The sequence below is a fragment of the Nocardioides seonyuensis genome (genome assembly GCF_004683965.1).
Lineage (GTDB): Bacteria > Actinomycetota > Actinomycetes > Propionibacteriales > Nocardioidaceae > Nocardioides > Nocardioides seonyuensis.
On record NZ_CP038436.1, the window covers coordinates 1,996,521 to 2,022,731 of the forward strand.

The window sequence follows — 26,211 nt, forward strand, 5'->3', positions numbered from 1 at the left end:
CTCAGGCCTCCTGGCCCTGGTCGGGGATGGCGTCGTACTGCTCCTTGAGCTCCGGGTCGATCGCCGCGAGCTCCTCGGCCAGGTTGACCATCACCTGGCACTGCTTGACCGAGGCGTCGTCCTCCATCTTGCCGTCGATCATCACCGCGCCGGTGCCGTCGCCCATCGCGGCGATCACCCGACGGGCGTGCGCGACGTCCTCGACGCTGGGGGAGAAGACCTTGTTGGCGATCTTGATCTGCACCGGGTGCAGGCTCCACGCGCCGACGCAGCCGAGCAGGAACGCGTTGCGGAACTGGGCCTCGCACGCGACCGTGTCCTTGATGTCGCCGAACGGGCCGTAGTAGGCGTAGATGCCGTGCATCGCGCACGCGTCGACCATGCGCGCGATCGTGTAGTGCCACAGGTCCTGCTGGTAGCCCGCACGCTCGGCGTCGTACTGGTAGTTGCCCTCGGCGTCCTTGGGGGCGTCGGCCCGCACGAGGTAGCCGGGGTGGCCGCCGCCGACGCGGGTGGTCTTCATGCGACGGTCGGCCGCCAGGTCGGCCGGGCCCAGGGAGAGGCCCTGCATGCGCGGGGAGGCGGCGCAGATCTCCTCGATGTTGGCGACGCCGCGGGCGGTCTCGAGGATGGCGTGGATGAGGATCGGCTTCTTGATGCCGGCCTTGGCCTCGAGCTGGGCGAGGAGGCGGTCGACGTAGTGGATGTCCTCGGCGCCCTGCACCTTCGGCACCATGATGACGTCGAGCTTGTCGCCGATAGCCGGCACCAGGGTGGTGAGGTCGTCCAGCACCCACGGTGAGTCGAGGGAGTTGATGCGGGTCCAGAACTGCGTGGGCCCGAAGTCGGTGCTCTGCCCGATCCTCACCAGCCCCTCGCGCGACTTCTCCTTGTTCTCCGCCTTGACGGCGTCCTCGAGGTTGCCGAGGAGGACGTCGACGGTGCCGACCATGTCGGGCACCTTGGCGGCCATCTTCTCGTTGCCGGGGTCGAAGAAGTGGATGGCCCGGCTCGGGCGCGCGGGGATCTCGCGCAGCGGAGTGGGGGCACCGACGGCGAGCGGGGCGAAGAAGTCCTTGGCAGTTCGTGACATGGCCCGGAACTTACCCGCGCCCGCCGGGCGGTCGGTATGACGGTCGTCTCGGTGGGACGCCTGTCGCGATCACCGGCTACCCGGTGATTGCCACGGTTCCTGCCCGGGCGGTGTCAATCGGTGGAAGCAACGGTCATGCTGCTGCCGGGTCGGCGAGCAGCGCGGCCAGCGCTTGGGCTGGTGTCCGTAGGTCGAGGGTAGGGCGCGGGCGCTTGTTGAGGGTGGCGGCGATGCGGGCCAGGTCCTCGGCGGTATGGGTCGAGAGGTCGGTGCCCTTCTCGAGCCAGAACCGCAGAAGCCGGTTGGTGTTCTCGTTCGACCCGCGCTGCCAGGGCGAGTGGGGGTCGCAGAAGTAGACCGGCATCTCGAGCGCGGCCTCGACGTCGCGGTAGTTGGCCAGCTCGCTGCCCCGGTCCCAGGTCAGCGATCGGCGCAGGTGCTCGGGCAGCCTGCTCATCTCGCGGATCATCGCCTCGGCCACGGACTCGGCGTCGTGGCGTCCGGGCAGGTGCAGCAGGATCACGAACCGGGTCGAGCGCTCCACCAGGGTCCCCACCGCAGACCGGTTCCCGACGCCGAGGATCAGGTCGCCCTCCCAGTGGCCAGGCACCGCCCGGTCGGCTACCTCGGCGGGACGCTGGCTGATGGTGAACGCCTCGCGATACAGGCTCCTCCCGCGCCCGTCCACCGACCCGTGGGGCTTGCGGGACCGACGCTTGGTCGACAGCTGGGCGGCCAGGTCCTGGCGCAGGCTGCCGCGGGTCTGGACGTACAACGCGCGGTAGATCGTCTCGTGCGACACACGAGCCATCTTCGCCGCTGCCGTGTCGTGTGGGTGCTGCTTGCGCAGCACGGCCGCGATCAGGCCCGGTGACCAGCCGTCATCCATCCAGGTCTCGATCGACCCGCACAGCCTCGGATCGTGCAGCTTGAACGCCTTGGGTCGGCGCCGGCGTTCGTGGGCCGCGCGGTGTGCCACCGGCCCGTGATAGCTCCCGTCCGGACCACTGTTGCGCGCGACCTCCCGGCTGATCACCGACACGTCACGTCCCAGCAACCTACCGATCTCGCGCAGCGAAACCCCTTGATGAACCAGCGCGGCGATCACCGCCCGGTCCTCACTCGTCAACGGCCGCCGTCGACGTACCTCCCGGTCATCACCAGGCCGCCGCAACGGCGCGGACCCGGGAAGTCCGCCCCGGGCACCCACTGCCATCTGAAGTCCCATGACGCCACGCTCACGCCACCACTTCGTCGCGGTCTCGATCGACACGCCCGACCAAGCCGCTGCATGGGCGATCGGAGCACCCGCACAGAGAAGCTCGAAGAACTCCTCCTGAGTCTCAAACGAGATCCACTTCGGCATCGCAACACTCCTGGAGAGTCAGGTGTTGCTTAGACCGATGGACTCCGCCCCGTTGCAACGGTCGATAAGGCGAAGAGTCACCGGGTAGCCGGTGATCGCCCCCGCGGGCGCTCAGGGGCGGGCCATGAAGTAGGCGTTGAACGGGTCGGCCTCGAGCTCGTGGCGTACGACGTCGGAGAAGCCGGCCGCGCGCAGCATCTCCTCGGCGGTCTCGACGCCCCAGGCGGTGCCGAGCCCGGCGCCGCCCTGGCCCAGCGAGACCGACATGCAGTGGGTGGTCGAGATCGCGTAGATGAAGCTCGCCCAGGGAAGGCCGAGGTTGTCCTCCACGCAGCTGTGGGCATTGAAGTCGACCATCAGGAACGCGCCGTCGGGACGCAGCGCTGCCCGCGCGTTGGCGAGGACGCGCGCCGGGTCCTTCTGGTCGTGGATCGCGTCGAAGGCGGTGACCAGGTCGTAGGCCCCGACGCTCTCCGGCGGCAGGGTCGCCACGTCGCACTGGTGGAAGGTGGCGTTCGTCAGGCCCCACTCCGCGGCCTCGGCCCGGGCAGCGGCGATCGGCTCGGGGCTGAGGTCGAACCCGACGAACCGGCTCGCCGGGAAGGCACGGGCAAGCAGGTTGACCGCGTGGCCCTGTCCGCAGCCGATGTCGGCCACCGTGATGCCCGAGCGCAGCCGCTCGGTCATGCCCGTCACGGGCACGACCATGTCGAGGAGGGAGGCGTCATGCGTCGCCCTGCTCTCAGCCGCCTGGATGTCGTGGAAGCCGGGGTACTCCTCGTAGGAGAGCCCGCCACCCGTGCGGAACTTCTCGGCCACCTTCGCGGAGACCTCGCCCATCATGTTGACGTAGCGGATCACCCGGCTGAGGTTGTCGGGTCCCGGTCCGCTGAGGAACGGGGCGTGGTCGGGAAGCAGGGCGTAGGTGCGGTCGAGGGCGTCGTACTCCACCAGGCCCGCGGTGACGATGCCGCCCAGCCACTCGCGGGTGTAGCGCTCATCGAGGCCAGCCGCGTCGGCGATCTGCTCGCTGGTGGCCGGCGGCAGCTCGGCGAGGGTGTCGAAGAGTCCGAGGTCGTGGCCGATGCCGATCAGGACGCAGATCGCGCCGTCGTTCATGATGCCGATGATGCGGTCGGCGACCTCCTCCGACGCGACGGCGTCGTGGTGGGCAGGGGAGTGCTCGAGCGTGGTCATGTGGTCCTCCAGGGTCATGTGTGCGAACACATCGACGCTAGGAGCGCGACAGGGACGGACGCGTCGGGCAGACGCCCCATCTTCGGCCACGTCGTGGGGCGTCTGCCCCACTACACCGGCCGGTATCAGGCCACGCCGTGTTCTCGCGCCCAGGCGGCAGCGGCGGTCCGGGAGGAGACGCCTATCTTCGTGAAGATGCTGGCGAGATGGCGGCTGACGGTCTTGTCGCTGATCACGAGCGCCTCGGCCACCTGCTTGTTGGTCAGGCCGGCAGCCACCTGGGCCAGCACCTGCACCTCTCGTGCCGTGAGCCCGCCGGGAGCGGCCAGGACCGACAGGCGAGCCAGGTCGGCACGGGCGCCGAGCCGGTCGTAGATCGCACGGGCGGTGGCCTCTTCCGCGTCGGCGCGTACGACGTCGCCGCGACCTCGGCACGCCACCGCGAGGGCCTCGTGGACCTGGGCGCTCGCATGCCGGTACCGCTGCTCGCGGTAGATCCGCGCGGCATCCTCCAGCAGCGGCACGGCGTCGTCGTACCTGCCGGCGTCGCTGAGCAGCACCGCCCGCGCGTGCGACGCCGCAGCCACCAGGCCCGGGGTGCCGAACCGGCGGGCCGTTGCCTCCAGCTCGTCGACCAGGGACGCCGCCCACTGGCGCTCGCCTGCGTCGAGGGCGAGTCGCACGGCAGGTCCGATGACGCGGGAGCGAGACAACGGCCCCTCGGCGGCCATCGCGACCCGGAGCCCGGCCAGAGCCTCATCTGTCCGCCCGGCTGCGTGGTGGAGGAGCGCCTGACCCGGCTCCGGCTCGATGCCGAGCTCGCGCGCCCGGTCGTACGCCGCCTGCGCCGCATCGCGGTCGCCCCGCAACCGGTGCACCTCCCCGAGCTCGTGGAAGCCGGCGCCGGCCAGCCAACTGTGGGCCGGCGCGAGCTGGTCGCTCTGCTCGCCCATCTCTGCCACCACCTCGTCCCAGCGCCCCTCGGCACGCAGCAGCTGGAGCTGGTGCACGCGGGTCACCCCGGCGTAGAGGAACGTGTCTGACAGGGGCGATGCCCATGCGGCGAGGGTGTCCGTCCAGGCGCGCATGCGGGCCAGGTCGCCCAGTCCCTCGCACAGGTGGATCACCGAGCAGAACAGGTCGCCGGCCCACAACGGGTCGACTTGGCCGTCGACGATGGGCAGCAGGGCCTCGTCCAGCACCTCGAAGCCGGTGAGGTCTCCGCTGCGCACGGTCGCCATGCCGGTCAGCCCGAGGGCGAAGCAGTCGAGGGTGCGATCGTCGTACGCGTCGGCCATGTCCCGGAGCCGCGACGCAACCTCCAGGGCCTCGCTCGGGTCGGTGTCCAGGTCGAGGTCGGCCGTCGCCAGCACGTAGTCCGCGTAGCTGTGCACGACCGAGGGCGGCTGGTCGCGCAGCAGCCGCCGCGCCCTGGCGAGCCAGGTCGAGGCGACGGTGAGGTCGCCACGGATCGCCCACTGGAGCCCGACACGAAGCGCACGCTCGGCCGCCTCGACGACCCGCCCGTCGGCCAGCAGCCTCTCGTGCTGCACCTGGTCGAGCCGGGTGCTCTCGTCGGCATGGCGCAGCCACCAGTGGGCGCGACCGAGCTCGTCGAGCTCGGCAAGGGTGAGCTCGCCCTCGCGGGGGCCGAGACGCGCCACAACTGCGCCCCAGTCGGGCCCGGCGACGGGAGCGCGTGTGCTCACGTTCGCATCGAACGCCATCTCCCGAGTGTTCTCCCCCGGGCGGCCCATTGGCAACGATCGGGGGGATCAGTCCCGGCGACGGAACAGGCCGCGCCGGCGGCGGGAGGGCTGGTCGGCCTGCTGCCGGGCGAGCGCGGCGCGCTGGGCCTCTACCCGCGCCGTACGACGCTCCCGCCACGCAGCGACCTCGGCGTCCACGTCGCGGGTGGGCGTGATCACCGGCGGTCCGCCCTGGAGCTGGCGTCGTACCTCCACCACCCGACGGTTGAACTCCTCGAGCTCCCGACGGACCTCGGCCTCGACGTTCAGCCGGTCGAGGGTGCTGTCGAGCTCGGCGTCCTCCTTGCGCAGGGCCAGCGCCGGGGGCAGCACGCCGGTGACCTGCTCGCGCTCGATGAGCTTCTTGACCCACCAGTCGGGATCGTGCTCGGCCCCCAGCCCCTCCAGGGGCTTGCCGTAGCCCGGCAGGTCGTCGAAGTCGCCGCGCTCGAAGGCCACGCGCAGCTGCTGCTCGACCCACTGCGTCTGGTGCTGGATCCGTGCCGCCGCGGCTGAGCCTCCGGTGCGCGTGTCGCGGGCAGGCTCACGGTCTGGCGCCTGTCGTTGCTCGTCGGTCATGTGCTCACCTCCGCAGCCCCAGCCTACGACGGCGCCGGACCAGACCCCACTCAGCCGGTGACCTTCAGGACCACCCTCTTCGACGTGGACGCGACGATCCCGGTCGTGCCGGAGTAGACCGCGCGGAGCTTGTAGCGGCCCTTCTTCAGCTTGGGGAGACGCGCCTTCGCCACACCCTTCGCGCTGGCTGCGAGCTTGATCTTGGCGACCAGCTTCTTGCCTGCGAAGACCTTGACGACCCCGGTGGGGGAGACGAGGCCCGTTGCCTTGACCGTGACGGTGACCCGGGCGCGCTTGCCGACCGAGGTCGACTTCGGAGCCTTGAGGGTCGTCGTCGAGGCCGCGGGTGCCACGGGTCCCACAGGAGGCGCGGGCGGCTGGGTCGGCACCGGCGTCGGGGTGGGTGTCGGTGTCGGGGTGGGGCTCGGCGTCGGTGTCGGCGTCGGCGTGGGAGTCGGCGTCACGACCGGGGCCGCGGTGGCGAGGACCCCTGCCGAGGTGACGACACCCGTGCGGTAGCCGACCCTGCTGGCGCTCACGCGGACGGACAGGCGGCGACCTGCGTCGCCCGCCCGCACCTGGTAGGTCTCACCCGTCTCGCCTGCCACCGGCGTTCCGTCGAGCAGCCACTGGCGTGACTGCTCCACGTCCGTGGGAGTCCAGGACGCCGGCGGTGCGGTCAGCAGGGTGCCGACCACGCCCGAGCCGGTCGGCGCGGGCAGCGGGTCGGCGACGGGGGCGTCGCCCTCGAGCGCGACGACCGCGTTGCTGGTCGCTGTGCCGGTCGCCCTGCCCGGTGCCGTCGCGGTGTAGCGGACCGAGATCGGCGCTCCGACGTCCCCGGGGCGCACGACGTACGTGGTCCCGGTCTCACCGGCGATCTCCTCACCGTTGCGCAGCCACTGGATGGTCTGCTCCACCTCGGCGGGGGTCCACACGGGCGAGGCGCTGGTGAGGACGGTCCCCACCTTGCGGGTGCCCGAGGGAGCAGCGGGTCGTGGCGTGGAGGGTGCTTCACCGATCAGCCCGACGACCGGGTTGCTGGTCGCGGTCCCGTCGGCCCGGCCAGGGACCCGGCCGGTGTACCTCACCGAGAGGGGCTCGTCGACGTCGGTCGGCTGGACGACGTACGTCGCCGTGGTCGCGCCAGCGATCACCTCACCGCCGCGCAGCCACTCGACCGTGGACGTGACGCCGGTGAGGCTCCAGGTCGGCGCCGTGGCGGTGAGGGACGTGCCGACCTTGCCGGAGCCGCTCACCACCGGCAGCGAGGTCGCGGTCGGAGCGTCGCCCTGGACGCCCGTCACCGGGTCGCTGACCGCGACGCCCGGGTTCCGGCCGGGGACGCTGGCGGTGTAGCGCACGGTGATCGCCTGGCCGACGTCCTCTGCGCGGACTGCGTACGAGCTGGTGCTCTGGCTCGCGATCGGGGTCCCGTCACGAAGCCACTGGATCGTGTGCGTGACACCGTCGAGGTCCCACGTCGGCGCGGTGCTCGTGAGGGTCGTGCCGACCTTCGGTGTCCCGGAGATCGTGGGCTGCGTCACCAGGGCAGGGGCGGATCCCTGCGTGCCGGTGATCTGGTTGCTGAGCACCTCCGTGGGCGAGTGGCCGGGCAGGGTGCCGGTGACCTGCAGGGTGAGGGCGGCGCCCACGTCGGCGGCCACGACGTCGTACGTCTGGCCGGTGGCGCCGGTGATGGGCGAGCCGTTGCGCATCCACTGGCGCGAGGACTCGGTGCCGGCGCGGTCCCAGGTGGGCATGGTCGACTCCAGCACCGTCCCGACGGCGCCGCTGCCGGTGATCACCGGATCGGTCGTCGCGACGGGGCCGGGAGCGGGCTTGCCCACGAGGGCGGCGCTGGTCGAGGTGCCGGTGCCGAACTCGTCAGAGACACCGGTGGCCACGACGGTGATGGAGGCCCCGACGTCCTGGGCCCGCACGGTGTAGGTGGATCCGGTCGCTCCCGCGATGTCCGTGGAGTTGCGGCGCCACTGGTAGGTGGTCGTCGCGGGCACGCCCCAGATCGGCGGCACCGCCGTCAGCTCGGTCTCGAAGACCCCGCTGCCGTCGATGGCCACCGGAGTGGTCGCTTCGGGCACGCCGCCCACGGTGAACGTCTGCCAGGTCGTCGGGTCGGTCGAGCGGCCGTCCACGTCCACGGAGGTGACCCGCCACTGGTAGGTGGTGCCCACGACCATGGGGATCGTGGGCGCCCAGCCGGTCGCGGGCGTGGTGGGCGTGGTGGCCGGGGTCGGGTACGTCTGACCCAGCGGCCGCAGGTCGACCTTGTACTTGGCAGCCTCCGCCACGGGCGCCCAGCGGAGCACCAGACCTCGTGAGCCCACCTCCGCGCCCGCCGCCGGAGCGAGGGGCACGGGGTTCATGAGAGCGACCTTGAACTCGCCGATCTCGGACCACGGACCGGCGTTGCCCGCCGGGTCGACGCGCTGGACGCGCCAGACGTAGGGCTTGTCCGAGGCCTGCAGGGTCGCGATGGTCATGAAGTTGACCGTCGAGCCGGTGGCGAAGGCAGTCCGCTTCGTCAGGGCGTTGACCTTGAGGTTGTTGGTGGAGAAGTTCCGGTCGCCGTTGGCGGCGACCTGGATGCGGTAGTCGCTGGCGAAGGGCTGCGCGGCCCACCTGAACGGCACGGCGCCCGTGACGACGGGCACGTCCCCGGTCGGGCTCGCCAGAGGTGACGTCAGCGCGACCGCCGGGGTCTTCTTGTCGAGGCGTCGTGGTTCGGTCCACCCGAGGGCATTGCCGTTGCCGTCGATGGGCTGGACGCGCCACCACAGCGGGCCTTCGGGGTACAGCGTGCCCGCGGACGTGTAGGTCGTCTGGTCGACCGTGACGTCGTCCAGCGGGGAGGCGAAGGTCGACTCGTTGTCCACCTGCACCTGGTAGCTCCGCGCGGACTGGTAGCTCGTCTCGCCGGTCTCGTAGGTCGTCGCCCGGTTGGTCTCGAAGTAGTCCTTCCAGGAGAAGGCGACCTCGGTCGAGTCGATCACCGTGCCGGCCGCCGGAGCCAGCAGCTCCAGCTCGGGGGAGCTCTTGCGGAAGGCGTGCTGGGCGGTGTCCTGCGTCGAGGTCGGGTCCGGGCCGCACACGGTCGCGGCCTTGCAGGGCTGGATGACCCAGTGGTACGGCGTCTGCGCCTGGCTGTCCTGCAGTGCCTTGAACGGGTAGGTCCAGGTCGGCGCCCAGCGCGTGTTCGGGGTGCGCGGCGGGGTTGAGTCCAGGGCGCCGGTGGTGAAGTCGCCGTCGCGGGAGACGTGCACGCGGTACTCCGAGGCGTAGACCACCGGGTCCCAGTCGAGCACGGGCGTGGACGGCACGTTGTCGCACAGGGCCCCGTTGTCGGCCAGCGTCGCGGTGCATGCGGCACCGGCGTCGAGGCTGGAGCCGGTGAGCGCGAGGCGGTGGCCGGTGAGGGGCTCCAGGGGCAGGACGGTGAACTGGCCGATGGGGCCAGGGCCGGCGATCTGGTAGCCGAACTTGTCGTAGGCGGTGGCCCGCCACCGGTAGGTGCCGGGGCGCAACAGCAGGGTCGAGAGGTCGGTCGCCGCCGGGAACGCCAGCTTGTCGGTCACGATCGGGGCGGTCCCGGTCGCGAACCAGCCGCCGGTGGCAACGTCCCCGACCTCGAGCCGGTAGTGGTCGGCGCCGAGCACCGCGCCCCACCGCAGGCTGGGCGCGTCGTACGTCGGAGCGCCCTCGGGGAACGGCACCAGCGGGGTGCTGGTGTCCGTCGGCGGGGAGATCGTGAAGGGGATGGTGACGGTCTCGCTGACACGACCCGCTGCGTCGAGGGCCCTCAGGGTGTAGCGGTAGGGGTTGTCGAGCGTGTTGATGATGGACACGCCGATGGGCGAGAACGACGTCGAGTGGGTCGTCTTCTGCAGGACCTGCATGCCGTTGCCGCGGAAGAGGGTGACCTCGTACACCTCGGTGCCGGGGACCGGCTCCCAGTCGAGGATGGGCACCTCCACGTCGGTGTTAGGGACGGGGGTGTTGACCACGATCGCCTCGGGGTCGCGGTAGACGAACTGCTGGGTCGGGGAGAAGAGCCCCGTCAGCCCGGTCGCGGCGTACGGTGCATCGATCGGACGCACCTTCCAGTAGTGGACGATGCCCTCCGACCTGGGCATGCACTGGTCCACGGGAAAGATCTCACCCGGCGTGTACGTCGTGCCGGCGACGACGCACTTCGACACGACCGTGAAGTTGGGGTCCGTGCTCACCCACAGCTCGTACTGGGAGGCGTGGCTGACGGGAGTCCACTCGAAGTAGAGGTCGTCACCCACCGGGACCAGGTCACCCTCCGGGTCGAAGGGGTGCACGGGGGTGGGGACGTCGCGCCAGACCCGGTTGAAGGAGTAGTGGACCTCCGGCGAGACACGGACCCAGTCGGTGGGGTTGCCGTCGAGGTCGCGTGCCCGCACCCGCCAGAAGTACTGGTCGTTGCCGAAGGTCGTGCTGGGCGAGAAGTTGGTGCCGAGGATCTTGTCGGGGACCGACGAGGTCGACTCGGGGCTGCTGAACGCGAAGTCGTCATCGACCTGGAGCTCGTAGTGCTTGGCTCCGGGGACGGGGTCCCAGTCCAGCACGACGTCGGTGACCTCCGCGTCGTTCGACGGGCCGTTGATCGCGGGCAGCCCGATCGCTCCGACCGTGTAGGAGCGCGGCGTGGAGTAGTCAGAGGCGTAGCCGTCCGCGAGGCTGGCGCGCACCCGCCAGTGATAGGTCTGGTGCGGAGCCTGGTTGTCGGGGACCACGAGGGCGGTGGCCTCGGTGGAGTAGCTCCGGGCGTCTACGAACCCCGGCTCGGTGTCCACCTCGACGGTGTAGGAGGCAGCGCCGGGAACCGGGGCCCACGTCAGCAGCGGTGGGTCCGCGGGCTGCTGCAGCGTGATTCCGTCCGCGGGGGACTCCAGCACCGGCCCGGCCGTCGTCTCGACCGCGAAGCTGCTGGTCGCCACCGGCCCCCATGCGCCGGCGGCGTCCCTGGCGCTGACCTGCAGGTACTGCGTCCCCCGAGCCAGCAGCCTGGTGGGGATGGACACCGTGTTGGGCGTCTTGACCGTCCACTCCGGAGTGGCGAAGGAGGAGTCGTTGTCGACCTTGACGTCGTACTCCACTGCACCGTCGACCGGGCGCCACGTCAGCTCGACCGACTGTCCGGTGCCACCGACCGGGCCCGTGATCTCCGGGGCCGCCGGCACCGCGTGGGCGGGAGCGGCCTGGAACGCCACGGCGACGACCGCGGTGGCGACTCCCGCGTGGACCAGGCGACGGAGCTGGCGAGCGGGCACGGACGTGGGCATGGATTTCCCCCTGAGACATGGATGTTCACGCGCGACGCTAGGTCCTGGCTCGCGCGGCATCGAGCGTTCTGGGGGCAACTAGTCCGTTCGGACTATGGATGCTGGCGGGTCGGGGGCGTGTCGCCGCTCCAGCGGCCGCGGTGCACCACGTCGGTACGACGCTCCCGCCGCGCCGGCGACCCCGCTGCGCCGGCGTCCGCCACGCGGTGGCCGACGGTGATCGCGCCGATCGGGTGGTGCTCCCCGGGCACGCCGAACGCCTCGCGGAACGGCTGGATCGTCTCCGGCGGGATCCCGAAGAAGCAGGCCCCGAGCCCCTCGTCGACGGCTGTCTGCAGGATCAGCAGGGACGCCATGCCGGTGTCCACGTACCAGTAGGGGACCGGCCAACGATGCTCGTCGCGGTCGGTCCACCCCTTGTCACCCTCGGCGTAGCGGTCGAGGTAGGCGGTCTTGCTCGCCAACGGGACGATGACGACGGGTGCCGTGCGCATGCCATCGAGCCAGGTGCTGGGGGGTTTCGTGACGGGGGTCGTCGCGTCCCAGAAGCGGGCCACGTCCTCGGCGGTGTCGAGCACGAGGAACGCCCAGCCCTGGCTGAAGCCGGCGCTGGGGGCGCGCTGGGCGTTGGCCAGCATCCGGTCGACGACCTCGGCGGCGACGGGGCGGTCGTCGTACCTCCGGATCATGCGGCGGCGACGGACGACCTCCTGGAACTCCATGGGGCGACTCTGGCACGCGTTAGGTTGGCCCGATGAGCGAGCCGTTGATCGAGGTCGACCACCTGGACCCGGCCGACCGGGCCTGGGTCGTGACCGCCATCCGCAAGCTCCAGCGCGACCAGAACCGCTCGGCCGACACCCACCTCCACGCCGTGCCCATGCCCGGCCTGCCCGGCATCGACCTCTACCTCAAGGACGAGTCGACCCATCCCACCGGCAGCCTCAAGCACCGGTTGGCGCGCTCGCTGTTCCTCTACGGCCTCTGCAGCGGTCTCATCCACGAGGGCACCCACGTCGTCGAGGCCTCCAGCGGCTCCACGGCGGTGAGCGAGGCCCACTTCGCGATGATCCTCGGGCTTCCTTTCACGGCGGTGATGGCGCGCACGACGTCGCCGTCGAAGATCGCACTCATCGAGCGCGAGGGTGGCCAGTGCGTGCTCGTCGACGACCCGGCGTCGGTGTACGACGTCGCGCGGGGGCTCGCGGCCGAGAAGGGCGGCCACTACCTCGACCAGTTCACCTTCGCCGAGCGCGCGACCGACTGGCGGGGCAACAACAACATCGCCGAGTCGATCTTCGAGCAGCTGTCGATGGAGCGGCACCCCGAGCCGCAGTGGGTCGTCGTCGGGGCCGGGACCGGAGGGACGAGCGCCACGATCGGCCGCTACGTCCGCTACCGCGGGCTGTCGACGCGCGTGTGCGTCGTCGACCCCGAGGACTCCGCGTTCCTCGCGGCCTTCCGGCATCCCGACTGCGGTGAGACGACGTGCGGCTCGAGGATCGAGGGGATCGGCCGTCCGCGCCAGGAGCCGTCGTTCCTGCCGGCTGTCATCGACCGGCTCGTCAGGGTGCCCGACGCGGCGTCGGTCGCCGCCGCCCACTTCCTGCGCGCGCGCACGGGCCTGCTCGCGGGGCCCTCCACCGGCACCGCGCTCTACGCCGCGGTGAAGCTCGCCTGCGACATGGCCGCTGCCGGCGAGACGGGCTCGATCGTCACGCTGCTCTGCGACGACGGGGTGCGCTACCTCGACACCTACTTCTCCGAGGCCTGGGTGGCTGAGCAGGGGTGGGACCTGGCGCCCTACCTCGACGTGCTCGAGCAGGCCTGGGACCAGGGAACCTGGCCCACCTGACACAGCGCCGACCCGACGGCCGTCCGGTGTGCCGGCCTGCCCGGCCTGAACCCCCTCTCGAGATAGTCCGTATCAAATAGCTCATGCGAGGGCTGGTCTGACGAGCTTCTTGATACGGACTACCAGGGGGAGGAGGTGTCTCGGATTCGAGACGGACCGGCGCCGTGTCGCGTTGCTGCCGGACGTCCCGTCCGGTGGACTGGTCCCCATGCCCGCATCGACCTTCGAGCAGATGTGGCGCGACCTCGCGCCCGTGGGGCGATCGGCGACCTCGGGCGGTTACTTCCGCCAGCCGTGGACGGCCGCCGAGTCCGAGCTGCGCGCCTGGTTCGCCGAGCAGTGCGCCGCTCGCGGGCTGACGGTGCAGACCGACGGGATCGGCAACCAGGTCGCGTGGTGGCGACCAGACGGCGAGCCGGCCGCACCCGGCGTGCTGACCGGGTCCCACCTCGACTCGGTGCTCGACGGCGGGGCGTACGACGGCCCGCTCGGCGTCGTCTCGGCCCTCGCGGCGGTCGACGAGCTGCGCGAGCGCGGGTTCACCCCCTCCCGGCCGATCGGGGTGGGGACGTTCGTCGAGGAGGAGGGCTCGCGATTCGGCCTGGCCTGCCTCGGCTCGCGGCTGGTCACCGGCGCGACGTCCTGGGAGACCGCGCGGGAGCTGCGCGACCGTGACGGGGTGTTCCTGGCCGATGCCGTGACGGACGCCGGCCTCGAGCCCGACACGGGGCTGCTGGGCCTCGACGACGTCGGGTGCTTCGTCGAGCTCCACGTCGAGCAGGGGCGCGACCTGGTCGACCGCGAGGCCGCAGTCGGCGTGGCCAGCCGTATCTGGCCTCACGGCCGCTTCCGCTTCGACTTCGCAGGCGAGGCCAACCACGCCGGGACCACACGCATGGAGGACCGCCGCGACCCGATGCTGACCTTCGCCGCGACGACACTGGCCGCCGACGAGGGAGCGCGCCTGACCCACGAGCGCGCGACGTTCGGGCGGGTCCGGGTCGAGCCCAACGGCACCAACGCCGTGCCCTCCCGGGTCACCGCCTGGCTCGACGCCCGCGCGGCGAGCGAGGAAGCTCTGCAGTCGCTGGTCGACGACGTCAGCCGCCGGGCGGGCGACCGAGCCGGTCACGACGGCACCACCGTGACGGTCACCGCCGAGTCGGTGTCAGGGTCCGTCGCCTTCGACCCCGAGCTGGCATCGCGCCTCTCCGCGCTGGGCCGGTCGCCGGACGGCGGCACCGACGGCTGGCCGGTGATCCCCACCCAGGCCGGGCACGACGCCGGCATCCTCTCGGCCGCCGGGGTGCCCACCGCGATGCTGTTCGTCCGCAACCCCACCGGGGTGTCCCACTCGCCCGCCGAGAGGGCCGAGACTGCCGACTGCCTCGCCGGCGTGACCGCCCTCGCCGACGTCCTCGCGGACCTGGCCCGGTGACCGCGCTGCTGCTGGAGCGGGCCTGGGTCGACGGCGCGTTCCACGACGAGGTGCTGGTCGTGGTGGTCGACGGCCGCTTCACCCGGGTGGACACGAGCACCGCGCCGGAGCCCGCCGGGTCGGCCGACCGCGTCGCCGGGCTCGTCGTACCCGGCCTCGCCAACACCCACAGCCATGCCTTCCACCGTGCCCTCCGCGGTCGCACGCAGCGGGGGCGCGGCACGTTCTGGACCTGGCGCGACCAGATGTACGACGTCGCCGCGACGCTCGAGCCCGACACCTACCTGGCCCTGGCCCGGGCGACCTATCGCGAGATGGCGGCGGCCGGGATCACCTGCGTGGGGGAGTTCCACTACGTGCACCACCGGCCGGACGGCAGTGCCTACGCCGACCCGAACGCGATGGGCCTGGCGCTCGTGGCGGCGGCGCAGGACGCCGGGATCCGGCTCACCCTGCTCGACACGCTCTACCTCTCCAGCGGGTTCGGCGAGGACCCGGTCGGGGCGCAGGTGCGCTACAGCGACGGCAGTGCCCCCCGATGGGCAGCGCGGGCCGCCCTGCTGGAACAGCACGCGGCCGCCCACGTGAGGTTCGCGAGCGCGCTCCACTCGGTCCGCGCCCTCAGGGACCCCGGCGAGGACCTCCAGCAGCTCGCCACGTGGAAGCCCGAGGTGCTCCACGTGCACCTGTCCGAGCAGGTCGCCGAGAACCAGGCCTGCCTCGAGCGGTACGGCGTCACGCCCACGCGACTGCTCGCCGACCACGGACTCCTCGGCCCGGGGACCACCGTGGTCCACGCCACCCACCTGACCGACGACGACGTCCGCCGCGTCGGCGAGGCTCGTGCCTACGCGTCCTTCTGCCCGACCACCGAGCGCGACCTCGGCGACGGCATCGGGCCCTCGCGGCGCCTCCACGAGGCGGGCGCCCGCCTCACGCTTGGCTCCGACAGCCACGCGGTCATCGACCTGTTCGAGGAGATGCGCGCTGTCGAGCTCCACGAGCGACTCGCGACGCAGCAGCGGGGCCACTGGAGCGCCGCGGAGCTCCTCGGCGCCGCCACGGTCGACGGCCACGAGTCGCTGGGCTGGCCCGACGCAGGCCGGATCGCCGTCGGCATGCGGGCCGACCTCGTCGTGCTCGACCCGGCGAGCGTGCGCACCGCCGGCACCGGCCGGGACGAGAACGCCGTCGTCTTCGCCGCCACTGCGGAGGACGTGCAACGAGTGATGGCCGACGGTCGCTGGATCATCGAGCCCGGTGACCGCCGCGAGGTCGCCCGCGAGCTCGACGAGGCAGTCAGGACGGTCTGGCAGTGATCGAGGCCGGCGCCTACCCTGACACGAGCGCGAGGGAGGGTCGGATGAGCACACCCCGGCCGGCCACGGCCCGGCCCAGCACGGTGATCACCGGGATCGGCGAGCTCACCACCAACGACCCGGCGCGCCGAGGTGAGGGCAGCGATGCAGTCCTCGGTCTCGTCCGCGACGCGGCCGTCGTGCTGGAGGGACGCACCGTCGCCTGGGTCGGCCCCGCGGCCGAGGCCCCGGCCGCCGACGTGCAGGTCGACGCCGGCGGCCGTGCGGTGGTCCCCGGCTTCGTCGACAGCCACAGCCACCTGGTCTTCGCCGGAGACAGGGCCGCGGAGTTCGCCGCCCGGATGGCCGGCGAGCCCTACACCGCCGGCGGTATCCGCACCACCGTCGCCGCGACCCGCGCCGCGAGCGATGAGCAGCTGACCTCACACGTGGCGAGGCTCGTCGCGGAGATGCGCGCCCAGGGCACGACCTCGCTGGAGATCAAGAGCGGCTACGGCCTCTCGGTCGCCGACGAGGCCCGCAGCCTGGCCGTCGCGAGGCAGTTCACCGACGACACGACCTTCCTCGGCGCACACGTGGTGCCCTCCGGCACGACCCCCGAGGAGTACGTCGACCTGGTCACCGGGCCGATGCTCGCCGCGGCCGCCCCGCACGCCCGATGGATCGACGTGTTCTGCGAGGAGGGGGCCTTCGACGTCGACCAGGCACGGGCGATCCTGGCAGCCGGCGCCGACGCCGGGCTGCGGGGGCGCCTCCACGCCAACCAGCTGACCTACGGCGGCGGTGTCCGGCTCGCGGCAGAGCTCGGCCTCCGGGCCGTCGACCACTGCACGTTCCTCTCCGACGACGACGTCGCCGCCCTCGCCGACAGCGGCACCATCGCCACCCTGCTGCCCGGGGTGGAGTTCTCGACCCGGCAGCCCTATCCCGACGCCCGTCGTCTCCTCGCGGCCGGCGTGCAGGTGGCGCTGGCCAGCGACTGCAACCCCGGCTCGTGCTTCACCTCCTCGCTGCCCTTCTGCATCGCCCTCGCCGTGCGCGAGATGGGGATGAGCCCTGCCGAGGCCCTCCACGCCGCCACCGCTGCCGGGGCGGCCGCGCTGGACCGCGACGACGTCGGGGTCCTCGCCCCGGGAAAGGCCGCCGACCTCGTCCTCCTGGACGCGCCGTCGTACCTCCACCTCGCCTATCGCCCCGGAGTCCCGCTGGTAGCCGGCGTCTGGCAGGGCGGGCGCCCGACTCTCTGAGGTAGCTGCCGCGGCGGGACCGCCGCGATCTGAGGTAGGGCGCACGCGCAGATAGGGCAGCCACCCGATGTCTGGGCCTACCTCAGCGACGGAGTCTCTTCTCATCGGCCCACGAGGGCCGGGGAACAGAGGAGAAGGACATGTTCAACACCGACAGCTTCATCCGGGCCGAGGTCGCCTACCGCCAGGAGCGGATCCGCGAGGACGTGAGGAACGCCCGCCGCTGGACCCGTCGCCACGACGCCACCGAGGGATGACGAGCACCGAAGTCGGAGGCGCGACGTCGCTCGAAGGCGACACAATGTCGTCCGTGCCGTCGTTGCGCAGTCCCGACCTCATCGGACGCGATGCCGAGCTGGAGACACTGGTCTCCCAGCTCGGCATCCGCGCGCCCGCCCGCGGCACCCGCTCCGTGCTGCTCGCCGGGGACGCCGGCGTCGGCAAGACCCGCCTGCTCACCGAGCTGCGCGACGTCGCCGTGGCCCAGGGGTGGCGGGTGGTCGCCGGCCACTGCCTCGACGTCGCGGACAGCGCCCTCCCCTACCTTCCCTTCTCCGAGATCCTCGGCCGGCTCTCCGTGGACCAGCCAGCCGCCGTCACCCAGGTGACCGAGCGGCACGCCACCCTCGCCCGTCTCCTGCCCGGTCGCCGGGTCCGGCGCACGGACGAGCAGGCCTCCGACCTCGCCCTTGACCCGGGCAACGTCTTCGCCGGCGTCCACGACCTCCTCGAGACCCTCGCCGCCGAGGCGCCGCTGCTCCTCGTGGTGGAGGACGCGCACTGGGCCGACCAGGCGACCCGCGACATGCTCAGCTTCCTCTTCTCCCGCGGCTTCGAGCACCCTGTCGCGCTCGTGGTCTCCTACCGCGCCGACGACCTCCACCGCCGCCACCCCCTGCGGCCCCAGGTGGCGGAGTGGAGCCGGCTGCGTGACGTGGAGCGCGTCGCGCTCGACCCCCTCTCGAACTCCGACGTGCGCCGGCTGGTCAAGATGCTGCGTCCCGGCACCATGTCCGAGGCTGAGCTGGTCGCGATCGAGTCGCGTGCGGAGGGCAACCCCTTCTTCGTCGAGGAGCTCGTGGGCGCGAGCAGCACGGGCGGGCTCCCGATCGAGCTCGCCGACGTGCTCCTCGTGCGGCTCGACCGGCTCGACGACGACGCGCGTCAGGTGGTCCGCCTCGCGAGCGCCGCCGGTCGACAGGTGTCCCACGATCTCCTGGCCGCTGTCTCCACCCTCGACGAGGCGACGCTGGAGCGCGGCGTCCGGTCCGCGGTCGAGTCCAACGTGCTCGTGGCCGTCCGCGAGTCGGCCTACGCCTTCCGTCATGCCCTGCTCGGCGAGGCGGTCTACGACGACCTCCTGCCCGGCGAGCGCGCGCGACTGCACGCTGCCTTCGTCGACGCGATGTGCTGCGAGCGCGCCGTCGGCACCAACGCCGAGCTCGCCCAGCACGCCCGCCGCGCCGGCAACCACCGCGTCGCCCTGCGGGCCCTGGTCTCCGCCGGCAACGAGGCGATGTCGGTCGGTGGTCCCAACGAGGCCGCCACCCACTTCCTGGACGCGCTGGAGATCCTCGGCACCCTCGAGGAGCGACCCGACGACGTCGACGAGTCCGCCCTCGTGCGCCGCTGCGCCGAGGCCTTCGTTGCGGCCGGTCGGGTGTCCAAGGCGGTCAAGGTGCTCCGTGGCCATCTCGACGGCCTGCCCGCGGACGCGTCCGCCGAGGAGCGCGGCCAGCTGCTGACCGCGATCGCGGCCGCCCTGCTGCTCATCGACTCCACCGAGTCGCCGGAGAAGATCGCCGCCGAGGCGGTGGAGCTGCTGGCCGACGGACCCCCACCCCTGCTGGCCCGCGCGCTGGCCACGCGCGCCCAGGCGATGGGCCGGTTCAACGCCGACGAGGCCCGTGAGACGGCGATGGAGGCCCTGGCCCTGGCCGAGCGCCACGGGCTGACCGGCGTGATCGTGGACATCACGACCACGCTCGCCAACTTGGGCGCTCCCCACCCCGACGACCAGGCGCAGGCCGCCCAGCTTCACGCGGCATGGTGGTCGGCCGTGGAGGCGGCCCGCGCCGAGGGACTCGTCGAGCCCGAGCTGAGGGCGCTCTACTTCCTCGCCCGGCTCCACCAGGACCGTGGCGAGTACGCCGACGCGCTCGCCGCCTTCGAGAGGGTGATCGCCCGAGGCGAGGAGACCGGCCTGCGCTGGTCGCCGTACGTCGCCGAGGCTCGTGCGCTGCGGGCCGTCGTGCTGATCTTCCAGGGTCGTCTCGAGGAGGCCAACCAGCTCCTCGACGTGACCGGCCAGGACCCGCCCCTGGTCTACGAGTGGCTCTACTTCGCCCTCCAGGTCCGAATCTGCGTGCTGCGTGGCCGCCGGCACGGCGACTCCTTCGAGCAGCTGCGGCCCCACTGGTCGCGCGACGGGATGATCGCGCTCGCAGCCGGCACCGCCGAGCTGCTCGAGGCCGAGCAGAGAGGCGACGTCGCGGCGGCCGAGGCGGTCTACGACCAGGTCGTCGCCACCCTCAGGCCCCTGTGGCGTGAGTGGTTCCAGGCCAGGCTGCGGCTGTCCACGCTCGTCGTCGGCGTCCACGCCGACGCCGCGTCGGGGCAGTCGGCCGAGCAGCGGGAGTCAGCCCGCGACGCGGTCGAGCGCCTCCTCGCCGACGGCGACCACGTCATCGACTTCTACGCCCAGTACGACGAGCTGCTCGGGCCCGAGTACCACGCCTGGGTGCAGCGCAGGACCGCCGAGCACCTCCGGTGGCGCTGGGCGGCCCAGGTCGAGCCGCCGACGCACGAGGAGCTCGTCTCGGCGTGGCGGGCGACTGAAGCTGCCTTCGACTCCTACGGCGACGTGCCCGAGCTCACCGCCGTACGGGTGCGGCTCGCGGGCGTCCTCCGCACGACCGGCGACACCGTGGGAGCGCGCCGTGTTGCCGACCTGGCCCGGGAGTCGGCGCGCGCGATGGGAGCCGAGCCCCTGCTGGCCAGGCTCACCACGCAGGGGTCCGCCCCGGTCGCCGGTCCTTCCGTGGACGCGGTCTCCCTGACCCGCCGCGAGTCCGAGATCCTGGCGCTCGTCGCCGAGGGGCGCAGCAACGGCGAGATCGGCAAGCAGCTGTTCATCGCCACCAAGACCGTCTCGGTCCACGTCTCCAACATCCTCGGCAAGCTGGGTGCGGCGTCCCGCACCGAGGCGGCGGCGATCGCGCGCAGGCGCGGGCTCCTCTGACCAGCACCACCGCCCCGCCCCCCATCCCCGGGACCATGTCGGGAGGCGGCAGCGGACCATCTCGGGAAGCGGCGGGGACGGATGGGTGTCCGCGCCGCTAGCGTGGCCGGATGGTCGACCACGCCACCCCGAACCTCCCCGCGCGCGACCTCGACGCGACGGTGGAGTTCTACTCCGCCCTGGGGTTCGAGAAGGTCTTCGGGGACCCCGGCTGGCTGATCATGCAGCGAGGCACCGTGATGCTCGAGTTCTTCCCCGACCCCGGCATGGATCCCGCCTCGACGGCGTCGAGCTGCTGCCTGCGGGTGGACGACGTGGATGCCTTGTACGCCGCCTGCGCGGCCACCGGACTCGCGGAGACCCACCTCGGCTGGCCCCGGCTGCACGCGCCTCGCGTCGAGGACTCGGGGATGCGGATCGGAGCCCTGGTGGACCTCGACGGCAACCTGCTGCGCCTCGTGCAGAATCCCGAGGCGGGGTAGCCGGCCACACCTCGGTCACCTCGTCCGGTCCCGACCCGCGAGGACGTCGGCGGCGCGGGTCGGGAAGACTGGCCGCATGCCCGACTTCCGGTGCTCTGCCGCGAGTGCGGAGGACGACGAGCCCCTCGCCGGCACGGCACTCACCGATACCGACCTGCTGCTCGTCGAGGCACCCGGCCCGTGGGGCCATGACGCCGTGCGCGAGAACCGGCTCGCCGCACCGGTGCGTGAGCACCTGGCGGCGCTCGACGGCGTCAAGGTGCTCCTGCTGCGTCGCCCCGGGGGGAGCAGCGGTCCGGGAACCAGGGTGTTCCGGTCGCGCCGCGAGGGGGTCGGGTTCGCGGTGACCACCACCGTCCTGCCGGACCCGCTCGACCTCGTCGACCTCGATCTCACGACCCTGAGACCCTACGACGACCCCCTGTGGCTGGTCTGCACCAACGGCCGGCGGGACCGGTGCTGTGCCGAGATCGGACGGCCGATCGCCGAGGTGCTCAGCCGTCGGTGGCCAGAGGGCACCTGGGAGACCACCCATCTGGGAGGGCACAGGTTCTCCGGCACCCTGCTGGCACTGCCCAGTGGCTTCACGCTCGGGAGGCTGGACGCGAACAACGTCGGTGAGGTCTGCGACGCGCTCGAGCGAGGCGAGGTCCCGGTCGAGCACTGTCGAGGTCGTGCGGGACTCCCCGGGACGGCCCAGGTCAAGGAGCTGCACGTCCTCGCGGGCGGCAGCCCTGACGTCGAGGTGGTGGCCCATCCCGGTCCGCTGCGTCGTCAGTCGTGCGGGTCGCCCCAGGAGAAGGCGACCACGCGCTACGAGATCCGCTCCGCCAGCTCGGACTGAAGCCCCGCCGCCCGAGCCCGCTCCGTGCGGAGCGCCTCGGCGGCGATCCTGACCTCCCGCGCCTGGGCGGTCAGCTCGTCGTCGCTGGCGCCCGCCCGGCCCAGCCGGTGCAGCTCGTCGAGGGCCGTCCGGTGGTCCTGTCGCAGGCGCGAGACCTGGTCGAGGGCCGACTCGAGCGCGTCGTGGACCTCCAGGGTCTGGCGTGCCTGCTCGGCGCCCCGGCGACGCGCGTGGTCACCGTCGTCCTGGCCGAAGCCGACGACGCCGTGCCCGCCCGCGCGCCGGTCGTCGACCCGGGGCTCGGGCAGGGCGCCGGTGTGGGCGGTGACTGCGCGCGTCAGCTCGAGCGACTGCTCGCGACGCTCCGCCTCGATCTCGGCCTTGAGGTCGAAGCAGGTGCGGTAGGACCTCCACGCGGTGACCCAGGTGTCGTACTGCTGGGGGGTGTGGCCGGAGGGAGGAGCCGGCGGCGGGGGCCAGATCCGGTGGTCGCGGACCTCGAGGCCGCGGCTGGTCGCCAGGTCGCGGAGACCCTCGAGGGCATCGCGGTAGCGGCCCAGCATGGCGGCGTGCTCGTGGATGGCGTCGGCCACCGACCTGAGCGAGACGTGGAGCGAGGTGGCGTCGTGTGATCGCCGACGGGCGTGGGACCGCACGGCGTCGGCGGTGGCTCCTGCGAAGACGGGCTCGGGGACTGCGGTGACGCTCTCGAGGCCGGTGACCGTCCCCCTGACCTTGCGGGCGACGTGGCGGACGACGTCGGCGTAGCTGGCGAGGTCGGCGGGAGCGATCCAGGAGTAGCGGCAGGAGAGGGGGTCACCCCACACGGCCGCCGTCACCGGCGCACGCTCGCCGCGCCCGCGACGTGGTCGTCGACCTGCTCGAAGTCGACCACCGAGTCCTCGAGCCGATCCGCCAGCCGACGGCAGCCCTCGGCCAGCTCGGCTGCTTCGTCGAGGAGCGCCGTGACCCCGCGCTCGACGAGGCCGCGCCAGGGGTGGGGGTGCTGCGGGGCGACGACCCGGGCGGCCGCCGCCGCCACCTCGTCGCTGGCGGACTCGAGGTCGCGCAGGATGCCGCGGAGCAGTCGGGGCTCTAGGGCCAGAGGTCTCATGACTTGGTATCTGCCCCGGACCGAGGACCGTGAAACCGCGCCGTCGTCGACCTGTGGAGAACCGTCCGCGCTTGGTGATCGTCGTGCTGATCCCGGAGAATGGTCGACGCCCGCCTTCCACATGTCCTGGAGCCCTGTCCTGTGATCGACACCGAGAAGCAGCCGGTCCTCGCCGGACTCGTCGCCCTGGCCGCCGTCGCGGTCGTCGTCGGCGTGCTCGGTGGCCTCGCCATGCTCGTTGGCGTGAAGGCGCTGGGTGTGGGCGGCTCCGACGGCTCGTCCTCCTCGAGCGGCTCCAGCAACGGCGGCCTCTACCTCCCCAAGCCCTCCGACACCCCGACGACCACAGCGGCGAGCCCCTCGAGCGAGAGCCCGACCGAGACCGAGACCGAGGCGCCGGCGGCCGAGATCAGCCTGTCGGCCAGCCAGGTCTCCGTGGCGCCCATGCAGCAGATCGACCTGACGGGGACCTACCCGACCGGCGAGGGTGCGATCCTCCAGGTCCAGCGGTTCGAGGACGGCGAGTGGTCCGACTTCCCGGTGACGATGTCGGTCAGCGGGTCGACGTTCGCGACCTACGTCCAGACCAGCCGCCCGGGCCCCAACAAGTTCCGGGTCATCGACACCGACACCCAGAAGGTCTCCAACGAGGTGTCGGTCACCGTCGGATAGGCACGCCGGGTCACCGTCCGGCGAGGTCGAGGCGGCGGGTCCACACGCCGACCCACCCGGTCCCGGCGAGCACGAGCCCGCCGACCACCACGCACGCGGTCGCGAGCGGTGCCACGGCCGCGACGGCGCTGACCAGGAGCGGACCGCCGGAGTTCCCCACGTCACCGCACAGCCGCCACGCCCCGAGGTACTGCGCGCGCCCGGCGACGGGAGCGGTGTCCGCGCCGAGGGTCATCACGATCCCGGAGCCCAGGCCGTTGCCGACGGCGATCAGCGCCATGACGGCCGTGACACCCGCGGCGGTGGAGGTGAGCGGCAGCAGGAGACAGCCCAGCCCCATCGACGCGACGACCGGCACGGCGACGACCATCCGTCCGCGGACGTCCATCAGCCAGCCGCCCGGCCACATGAAGGCGACGTCCAGCGCGGCCGCGAAGGCGAAGATCAGCGAGGTCACCGAGGCGGAGAGGCCCACGTGGTCGGCCCAGAGGGGGAGGAGGCTGGCCCGCAGCGACCTGCTCGCGCCCAGGATCACCACGGCCACGCCGAGCGTGGCGAGGGTGCGGCGATGGGTGCGGACCACCGACAGCACCGAGAGGTGCCCCTCGGCCCGGGCGCGCGCCCGGACCTCACCGCCGAGGTCGGGCACGATCCCACCCAAGGCGGCCGAGGCGAGTGCGAGTGCGGCAGCAAGCCAGAAGACGCCGGGGATGCCCCACTGCGTGATCAGGGCCGCGCCCAGCAGGGGCCCTACGAGCACCCCGATGCGGAAGGAGCCTCCGAGCAGCGACATCGCCCGCGCCCGCCACCGCACCGGCACGGCATCGATGAGGAAGCCCTGGCGAGCGATGAGGAACACGGTCCATGCCATGCCGCTGAGGAGCACGGCCCCGGCGAGGGCGACGACCGAGGACGATGTCGCGGCGAGCGTCATCGCGACGGCGTCGAGCAGCCCGGCTCCGACCAGCGCTCGTCGTTCGCCGATCCGGGCCACCAGGGCCCCGGCGGGCAGGCTGGTGACCAGCATGCCGATGCCGAGCATCGCGACGACGACTGCGGCGGTCCCTACGTCGGCCCCGAGGTCGCGCGCCCGCAGCGCCAGGACCGGCATGACGGCGCCGTGTCCCACCGAGCTGACGACCGAGGGCCCGTAGGCCGCCAGCCAAATGTCGCGGAGCCTGAAGTCGGCACCGGCCGGGGACGTCACCGTGACACGCTAGTCCAGCGTGGACGTCGTACGACGACGGGCGCGGCGGCGTCTCGCGCGGCCACCGAGCGGCCGCGGAGCTGGCCGAGGAGGACCCCGGCGAGCACCAGCACGACCCCGATGGCCTGACCCGGGCCGAACACCTCGTGCGCGAGCACGACGCCGAGGACGGTGCCGACGACGGGGTTCACCAGGCCGACCAGGGCGGCGCCACCGGCAGGCATGGCGCGCAGCCCGGTGAACCAGCACACGTAGGCCAGCCCGGTGCCCACGACCGCGAGCCAGGTGAAGCCGACCGCAGCCTGGAGGTCGATGCGCGGAGGCGCTCCCTCGACGACGAGGGACAGTGGCAGCAGGAAGAGGCCTCCGACCACGAGCTGCCACGACACGAGCGTCAGCATGTCCACGGGAGGCTGCCACTTCTTGACCAGCACGAAGCCCACGCCGCTGACCAGCACGGACGCGAACGCCCCGGCCAGGCCCATGCCTGTGACGCCGTCCGGTGTGCCGAGGACCAGGAGTGCCACCCCTGTGACACCGAGCAGCCCACCCGCGACCCGGCGCGAGGTGGCGGGCTCGGAGATCATCAGTCGGGCCAGCACCATGACCGCGAGCGGCGAGGTCGCCTGGATCGTGGCTGCCAGGCCGCCGGGCAGGCCGTAGGCCGAGACGAAGATCAGCGGGAAGAAGAGGCCGATGTTGCAGAGGCCGAGGACGACCGCCTTGAGCCGCCACCCCGGAGGCGGGAGCTGGCGCCGCCACGCCAGCATCAGCAGGCCGACCGGCAGGGCCCTGACGAGGGCGGCAAAGAGCGGACGGTCGGGCGGCAGGAGCTCTGAGGTGACGATGTAGGTGGTCCCCCAGGCCGCAGGCGCCACCGCTGTGAGGAGGAAGATGCCGAGCCGGTGGCGAAGAATGGTTTCCATGGAAGAGATAATATCTTCCAAAGAAGATATATTCCGAGCCATGTCTGACCACGTCGCCGGCATCCTCTCCCAGTGGGCCCGCGAGCGCCCCGACCTCGACACGTCCGCGATGGGGATCATCGGGCGGCTCCACCGAGTCGCTACTGCCCTGCACCAGGAGCTGCGCCCGGTGTTCGCGGAGGAGGGTCTCGGAGATGGCGACTTCGACGTGCTGGCGGCGCTGCGGCGTTCAGGGGCCCCGTTCGAGCTGAGCCCGGGCGAGCTCGGCGCCACCACCATGGTCACCTCGGGAACGGTGACCAAGCGGGTCGACCGGCTCGCGTCGCTGGGGTTGGTCACCCGCTCGACCGACGAGCGAGACCGGCGGGTCAGCCGGGTCGCCCTGACAGACGCAGGCCGCGAGCTCGTCGACCGGCTGGTCGAGAAGCATGTCGCCAACGAGGAGCGGCTCCTCGCAGGGTTCACCGAGCTCGAGCGCGCGCGACTCACCCGTCTGCTCACGCGCTGGGCCACCGAGCTCGGCGTGTGAGCCGGTTCGTGCCTCGGTCGTCGG

The 26,211-nt window shown here is 72.2% G+C and carries 20 protein-coding genes; 9 read left to right on the forward strand and 11 right to left on the reverse strand.

Features of this window, described 5'->3' with window-relative positions; all coding sequences use genetic code 11:
- Nucleotide 1 precedes the first annotated feature (1 nt).
- The 7 genes from EXE58_RS09730 to EXE58_RS09760 form a co-directional block, all read right to left on the reverse strand.
- Nucleotides 2-1,093, reverse strand: coding sequence for an HpcH/HpaI aldolase/citrate lyase family protein (locus EXE58_RS09730; RefSeq protein ID WP_135267696.1), 1,092 nt, complete (start codon nucleotides 1,091-1,093; stop codon nucleotides 2-4).
- A 133-nt stretch (nucleotides 1,094-1,226) separates the two neighbouring features.
- Complete coding sequence (locus EXE58_RS09735) at nucleotides 1,227-2,459, reverse strand: IS30 family transposase (RefSeq protein ID WP_135267697.1); 1,233 nt, start codon at nucleotides 2,457-2,459, stop codon at nucleotides 1,227-1,229.
- Nucleotides 2,460-2,570: 111 nt separating this feature from the next.
- Nucleotides 2,571-3,674, reverse strand: a complete 1,104-nt coding sequence (locus tag EXE58_RS09740; RefSeq protein WP_208543962.1) for a class I SAM-dependent methyltransferase — start codon at nucleotides 3,672-3,674, stop codon at nucleotides 2,571-2,573.
- Between the two features lie 107 nt (nucleotides 3,675-3,781).
- Nucleotides 3,782-5,365, reverse strand: a complete 1,584-nt coding sequence (locus tag EXE58_RS09745; RefSeq protein WP_167288779.1) for a helix-turn-helix transcriptional regulator — start codon at nucleotides 5,363-5,365, stop codon at nucleotides 3,782-3,784.
- A gap of 66 nt (nucleotides 5,366-5,431) precedes the next feature.
- Nucleotides 5,432-5,983 (reverse strand): DnaJ family domain-containing protein, encoded by a 552-nt coding sequence (locus EXE58_RS09750; protein WP_135267700.1) that lies wholly within the window; start codon nucleotides 5,981-5,983, stop codon nucleotides 5,432-5,434.
- A 50-nt stretch (nucleotides 5,984-6,033) separates the two neighbouring features.
- A complete protein-coding gene (locus tag EXE58_RS20315; RefSeq protein WP_135267701.1) occupies nucleotides 6,034-11,313 on the reverse strand; it encodes an Ig-like domain repeat protein in 5,280 nt (1,759 codons plus the stop codon).
- 92 nt (nucleotides 11,314-11,405) lie between these two features.
- Nucleotides 11,406-12,035 carry a nitroreductase family protein gene (locus EXE58_RS09760; RefSeq protein ID WP_135267702.1) on the reverse strand — a complete coding sequence of 210 codons (630 nt, stop codon included), beginning with the start codon at nucleotides 12,033-12,035 and terminating at the stop codon, nucleotides 11,406-11,408.
- 32 nt (nucleotides 12,036-12,067) lie between these two features.
- Between EXE58_RS09760 and EXE58_RS09765 the strand changes: the two genes are divergently transcribed.
- From EXE58_RS09765 to EXE58_RS09795, 7 genes are all read left to right on the forward strand, one after another.
- Complete coding sequence (locus EXE58_RS09765) at nucleotides 12,068-13,168, forward strand: PLP-dependent cysteine synthase family protein (protein WP_135267703.1); 1,101 nt, start codon at nucleotides 12,068-12,070, stop codon at nucleotides 13,166-13,168.
- A 208-nt stretch (nucleotides 13,169-13,376) separates the two neighbouring features.
- Nucleotides 13,377-14,606 carry an allantoate amidohydrolase gene (locus EXE58_RS09770; RefSeq protein ID WP_244242167.1) on the forward strand — a complete coding sequence of 410 codons (1,230 nt, stop codon included), beginning with the start codon at nucleotides 13,377-13,379 and terminating at the stop codon, nucleotides 14,604-14,606.
- On the forward strand, nucleotides 14,603-15,925 hold the full coding sequence (locus tag EXE58_RS09775) for a formimidoylglutamate deiminase (RefSeq protein WP_135267704.1): 1,323 nt from the start codon (nucleotides 14,603-14,605) through the stop codon (nucleotides 15,923-15,925). The genes EXE58_RS09770 and EXE58_RS09775 overlap by 4 nt, the downstream gene beginning before the upstream one ends.
- 44 nt (nucleotides 15,926-15,969) lie before the next feature.
- Nucleotides 15,970-17,172, forward strand: coding sequence for an imidazolonepropionase (hutI, locus tag EXE58_RS09780; protein ID WP_135267705.1), 1,203 nt, complete (start codon nucleotides 15,970-15,972; stop codon nucleotides 17,170-17,172).
- Nucleotides 17,173-17,482: 310 nt separating this feature from the next.
- Nucleotides 17,483-20,413, forward strand: coding sequence for a helix-turn-helix transcriptional regulator (locus EXE58_RS20320; RefSeq protein WP_167288781.1), 2,931 nt, complete (start codon nucleotides 17,483-17,485; stop codon nucleotides 20,411-20,413).
- Between the two features lie 110 nt (nucleotides 20,414-20,523).
- Nucleotides 20,524-20,895 (forward strand): bleomycin resistance protein, encoded by a 372-nt coding sequence (locus EXE58_RS09790; protein ID WP_135267707.1) that lies wholly within the window; start codon nucleotides 20,524-20,526, stop codon nucleotides 20,893-20,895.
- A gap of 76 nt (nucleotides 20,896-20,971) precedes the next feature.
- On the forward strand, nucleotides 20,972-21,739 hold the full coding sequence (locus EXE58_RS09795; RefSeq protein WP_135267708.1) for a sucrase ferredoxin: 768 nt from the start codon (nucleotides 20,972-20,974) through the stop codon (nucleotides 21,737-21,739).
- Here the strand turns inward: EXE58_RS09795 and EXE58_RS09800 are convergent.
- Both EXE58_RS09800 and EXE58_RS09805 read right to left on the reverse strand, forming a co-directional pair.
- Entirely contained in the window at nucleotides 21,709-22,578 is an 870-nt protein-coding gene (locus EXE58_RS09800) for a hypothetical protein (RefSeq protein WP_135267709.1), read from the reverse strand. The genes EXE58_RS09795 and EXE58_RS09800 overlap by 31 nt on opposite strands.
- Nucleotides 22,575-22,853 carry a hypothetical protein gene (locus EXE58_RS09805; protein WP_135267710.1) on the reverse strand — a complete coding sequence of 93 codons (279 nt, stop codon included), beginning with the start codon at nucleotides 22,851-22,853 and terminating at the stop codon, nucleotides 22,575-22,577. Before EXE58_RS09805 ends, EXE58_RS09800 begins: the two co-directional genes overlap by 4 nt.
- Before the next feature lie 141 nt (nucleotides 22,854-22,994).
- Between EXE58_RS09805 and EXE58_RS09810 the strand changes: the two genes are divergently transcribed.
- Entirely contained in the window at nucleotides 22,995-23,525 is a 531-nt protein-coding gene (locus tag EXE58_RS09810; RefSeq protein ID WP_135267711.1) for a hypothetical protein, read from the forward strand.
- Nucleotides 23,526-23,535: 10 nt separating this feature from the next.
- Here EXE58_RS09810 and EXE58_RS09815 read toward each other — a convergent pair whose 3' ends face one another.
- Nucleotides 23,536-24,732 (reverse strand): MFS transporter, encoded by a 1,197-nt coding sequence (locus tag EXE58_RS09815; RefSeq protein ID WP_244242168.1) that lies wholly within the window; start codon nucleotides 24,730-24,732, stop codon nucleotides 23,536-23,538.
- Entirely contained in the window at nucleotides 24,729-25,658 is a 930-nt protein-coding gene (locus EXE58_RS09820; RefSeq protein WP_167288784.1) for an EamA family transporter, read from the reverse strand. The genes EXE58_RS09815 and EXE58_RS09820 overlap by 4 nt, the downstream gene beginning before the upstream one ends.
- Nucleotides 25,659-25,698: 40 nt before the next feature.
- On the opposite strand from EXE58_RS09820, the gene EXE58_RS09825 reads away from it, so the two are divergent.
- Nucleotides 25,699-26,187 (forward strand): MarR family winged helix-turn-helix transcriptional regulator, encoded by a 489-nt coding sequence (locus EXE58_RS09825; protein ID WP_135267713.1) that lies wholly within the window; start codon nucleotides 25,699-25,701, stop codon nucleotides 26,185-26,187.
- Nucleotides 26,188-26,211: the final 24 nt, after the last annotated feature.

What these genes read in the sequence shown, in the direction of transcription:
- EXE58_RS09805 (WP_135267710.1), bottom strand. Translation starts at nt 22,853, where the DNA reads ATGAGACCTCTGGCCCTAGAGCCCCGACTGCTCCGCGGCATCCTGCGC.
- hutI (WP_135267705.1), top strand. Translation starts at nt 15,970, where the DNA reads ATGAGCACACCCCGGCCGGCCACGGCCCGGCCCAGCACGGTGATCACC.
- EXE58_RS09765 (WP_135267703.1), top strand. Translation starts at nt 12,068, where the DNA reads ATGAGCGAGCCGTTGATCGAGGTCGACCACCTGGACCCGGCCGACCGG.
- EXE58_RS09730 (WP_135267696.1), bottom strand. Translation starts at nt 1,093, where the DNA reads ATGTCACGAACTGCCAAGGACTTCTTCGCCCCGCTCGCCGTCGGTGCC.
- EXE58_RS09770 (WP_244242167.1), top strand. Translation starts at nt 13,377, where the DNA reads ATGCCCGCATCGACCTTCGAGCAGATGTGGCGCGACCTCGCGCCCGTG.
- EXE58_RS09795 (WP_135267708.1), top strand. Translation starts at nt 20,972, where the DNA reads ATGCCCGACTTCCGGTGCTCTGCCGCGAGTGCGGAGGACGACGAGCCC.
- EXE58_RS09735 (WP_135267697.1), bottom strand. Translation starts at nt 2,459, where the DNA reads ATGCCGAAGTGGATCTCGTTTGAGACTCAGGAGGAGTTCTTCGAGCTT.
- EXE58_RS20315 (WP_135267701.1), bottom strand. Translation starts at nt 11,313, where the DNA reads ATGCCCACGTCCGTGCCCGCTCGCCAGCTCCGTCGCCTGGTCCACGCG.
- EXE58_RS09825 (WP_135267713.1), top strand. Translation starts at nt 25,699, where the DNA reads ATGTCTGACCACGTCGCCGGCATCCTCTCCCAGTGGGCCCGCGAGCGC.
- EXE58_RS09790 (WP_135267707.1), top strand. Translation starts at nt 20,524, where the DNA reads ATGGTCGACCACGCCACCCCGAACCTCCCCGCGCGCGACCTCGACGCG.
- EXE58_RS09750 (WP_135267700.1), bottom strand. Translation starts at nt 5,983, where the DNA reads ATGACCGACGAGCAACGACAGGCGCCAGACCGTGAGCCTGCCCGCGAC.
- EXE58_RS09760 (WP_135267702.1), bottom strand. Translation starts at nt 12,035, where the DNA reads ATGGAGTTCCAGGAGGTCGTCCGTCGCCGCCGCATGATCCGGAGGTAC.
- EXE58_RS09740 (WP_208543962.1), bottom strand. Translation starts at nt 3,674, where the DNA reads ATGACCCTGGAGGACCACATGACCACGCTCGAGCACTCCCCTGCCCAC.
- EXE58_RS09820 (WP_167288784.1), bottom strand. Translation starts at nt 25,658, where the DNA reads ATGGAAACCATTCTTCGCCACCGGCTCGGCATCTTCCTCCTCACAGCG.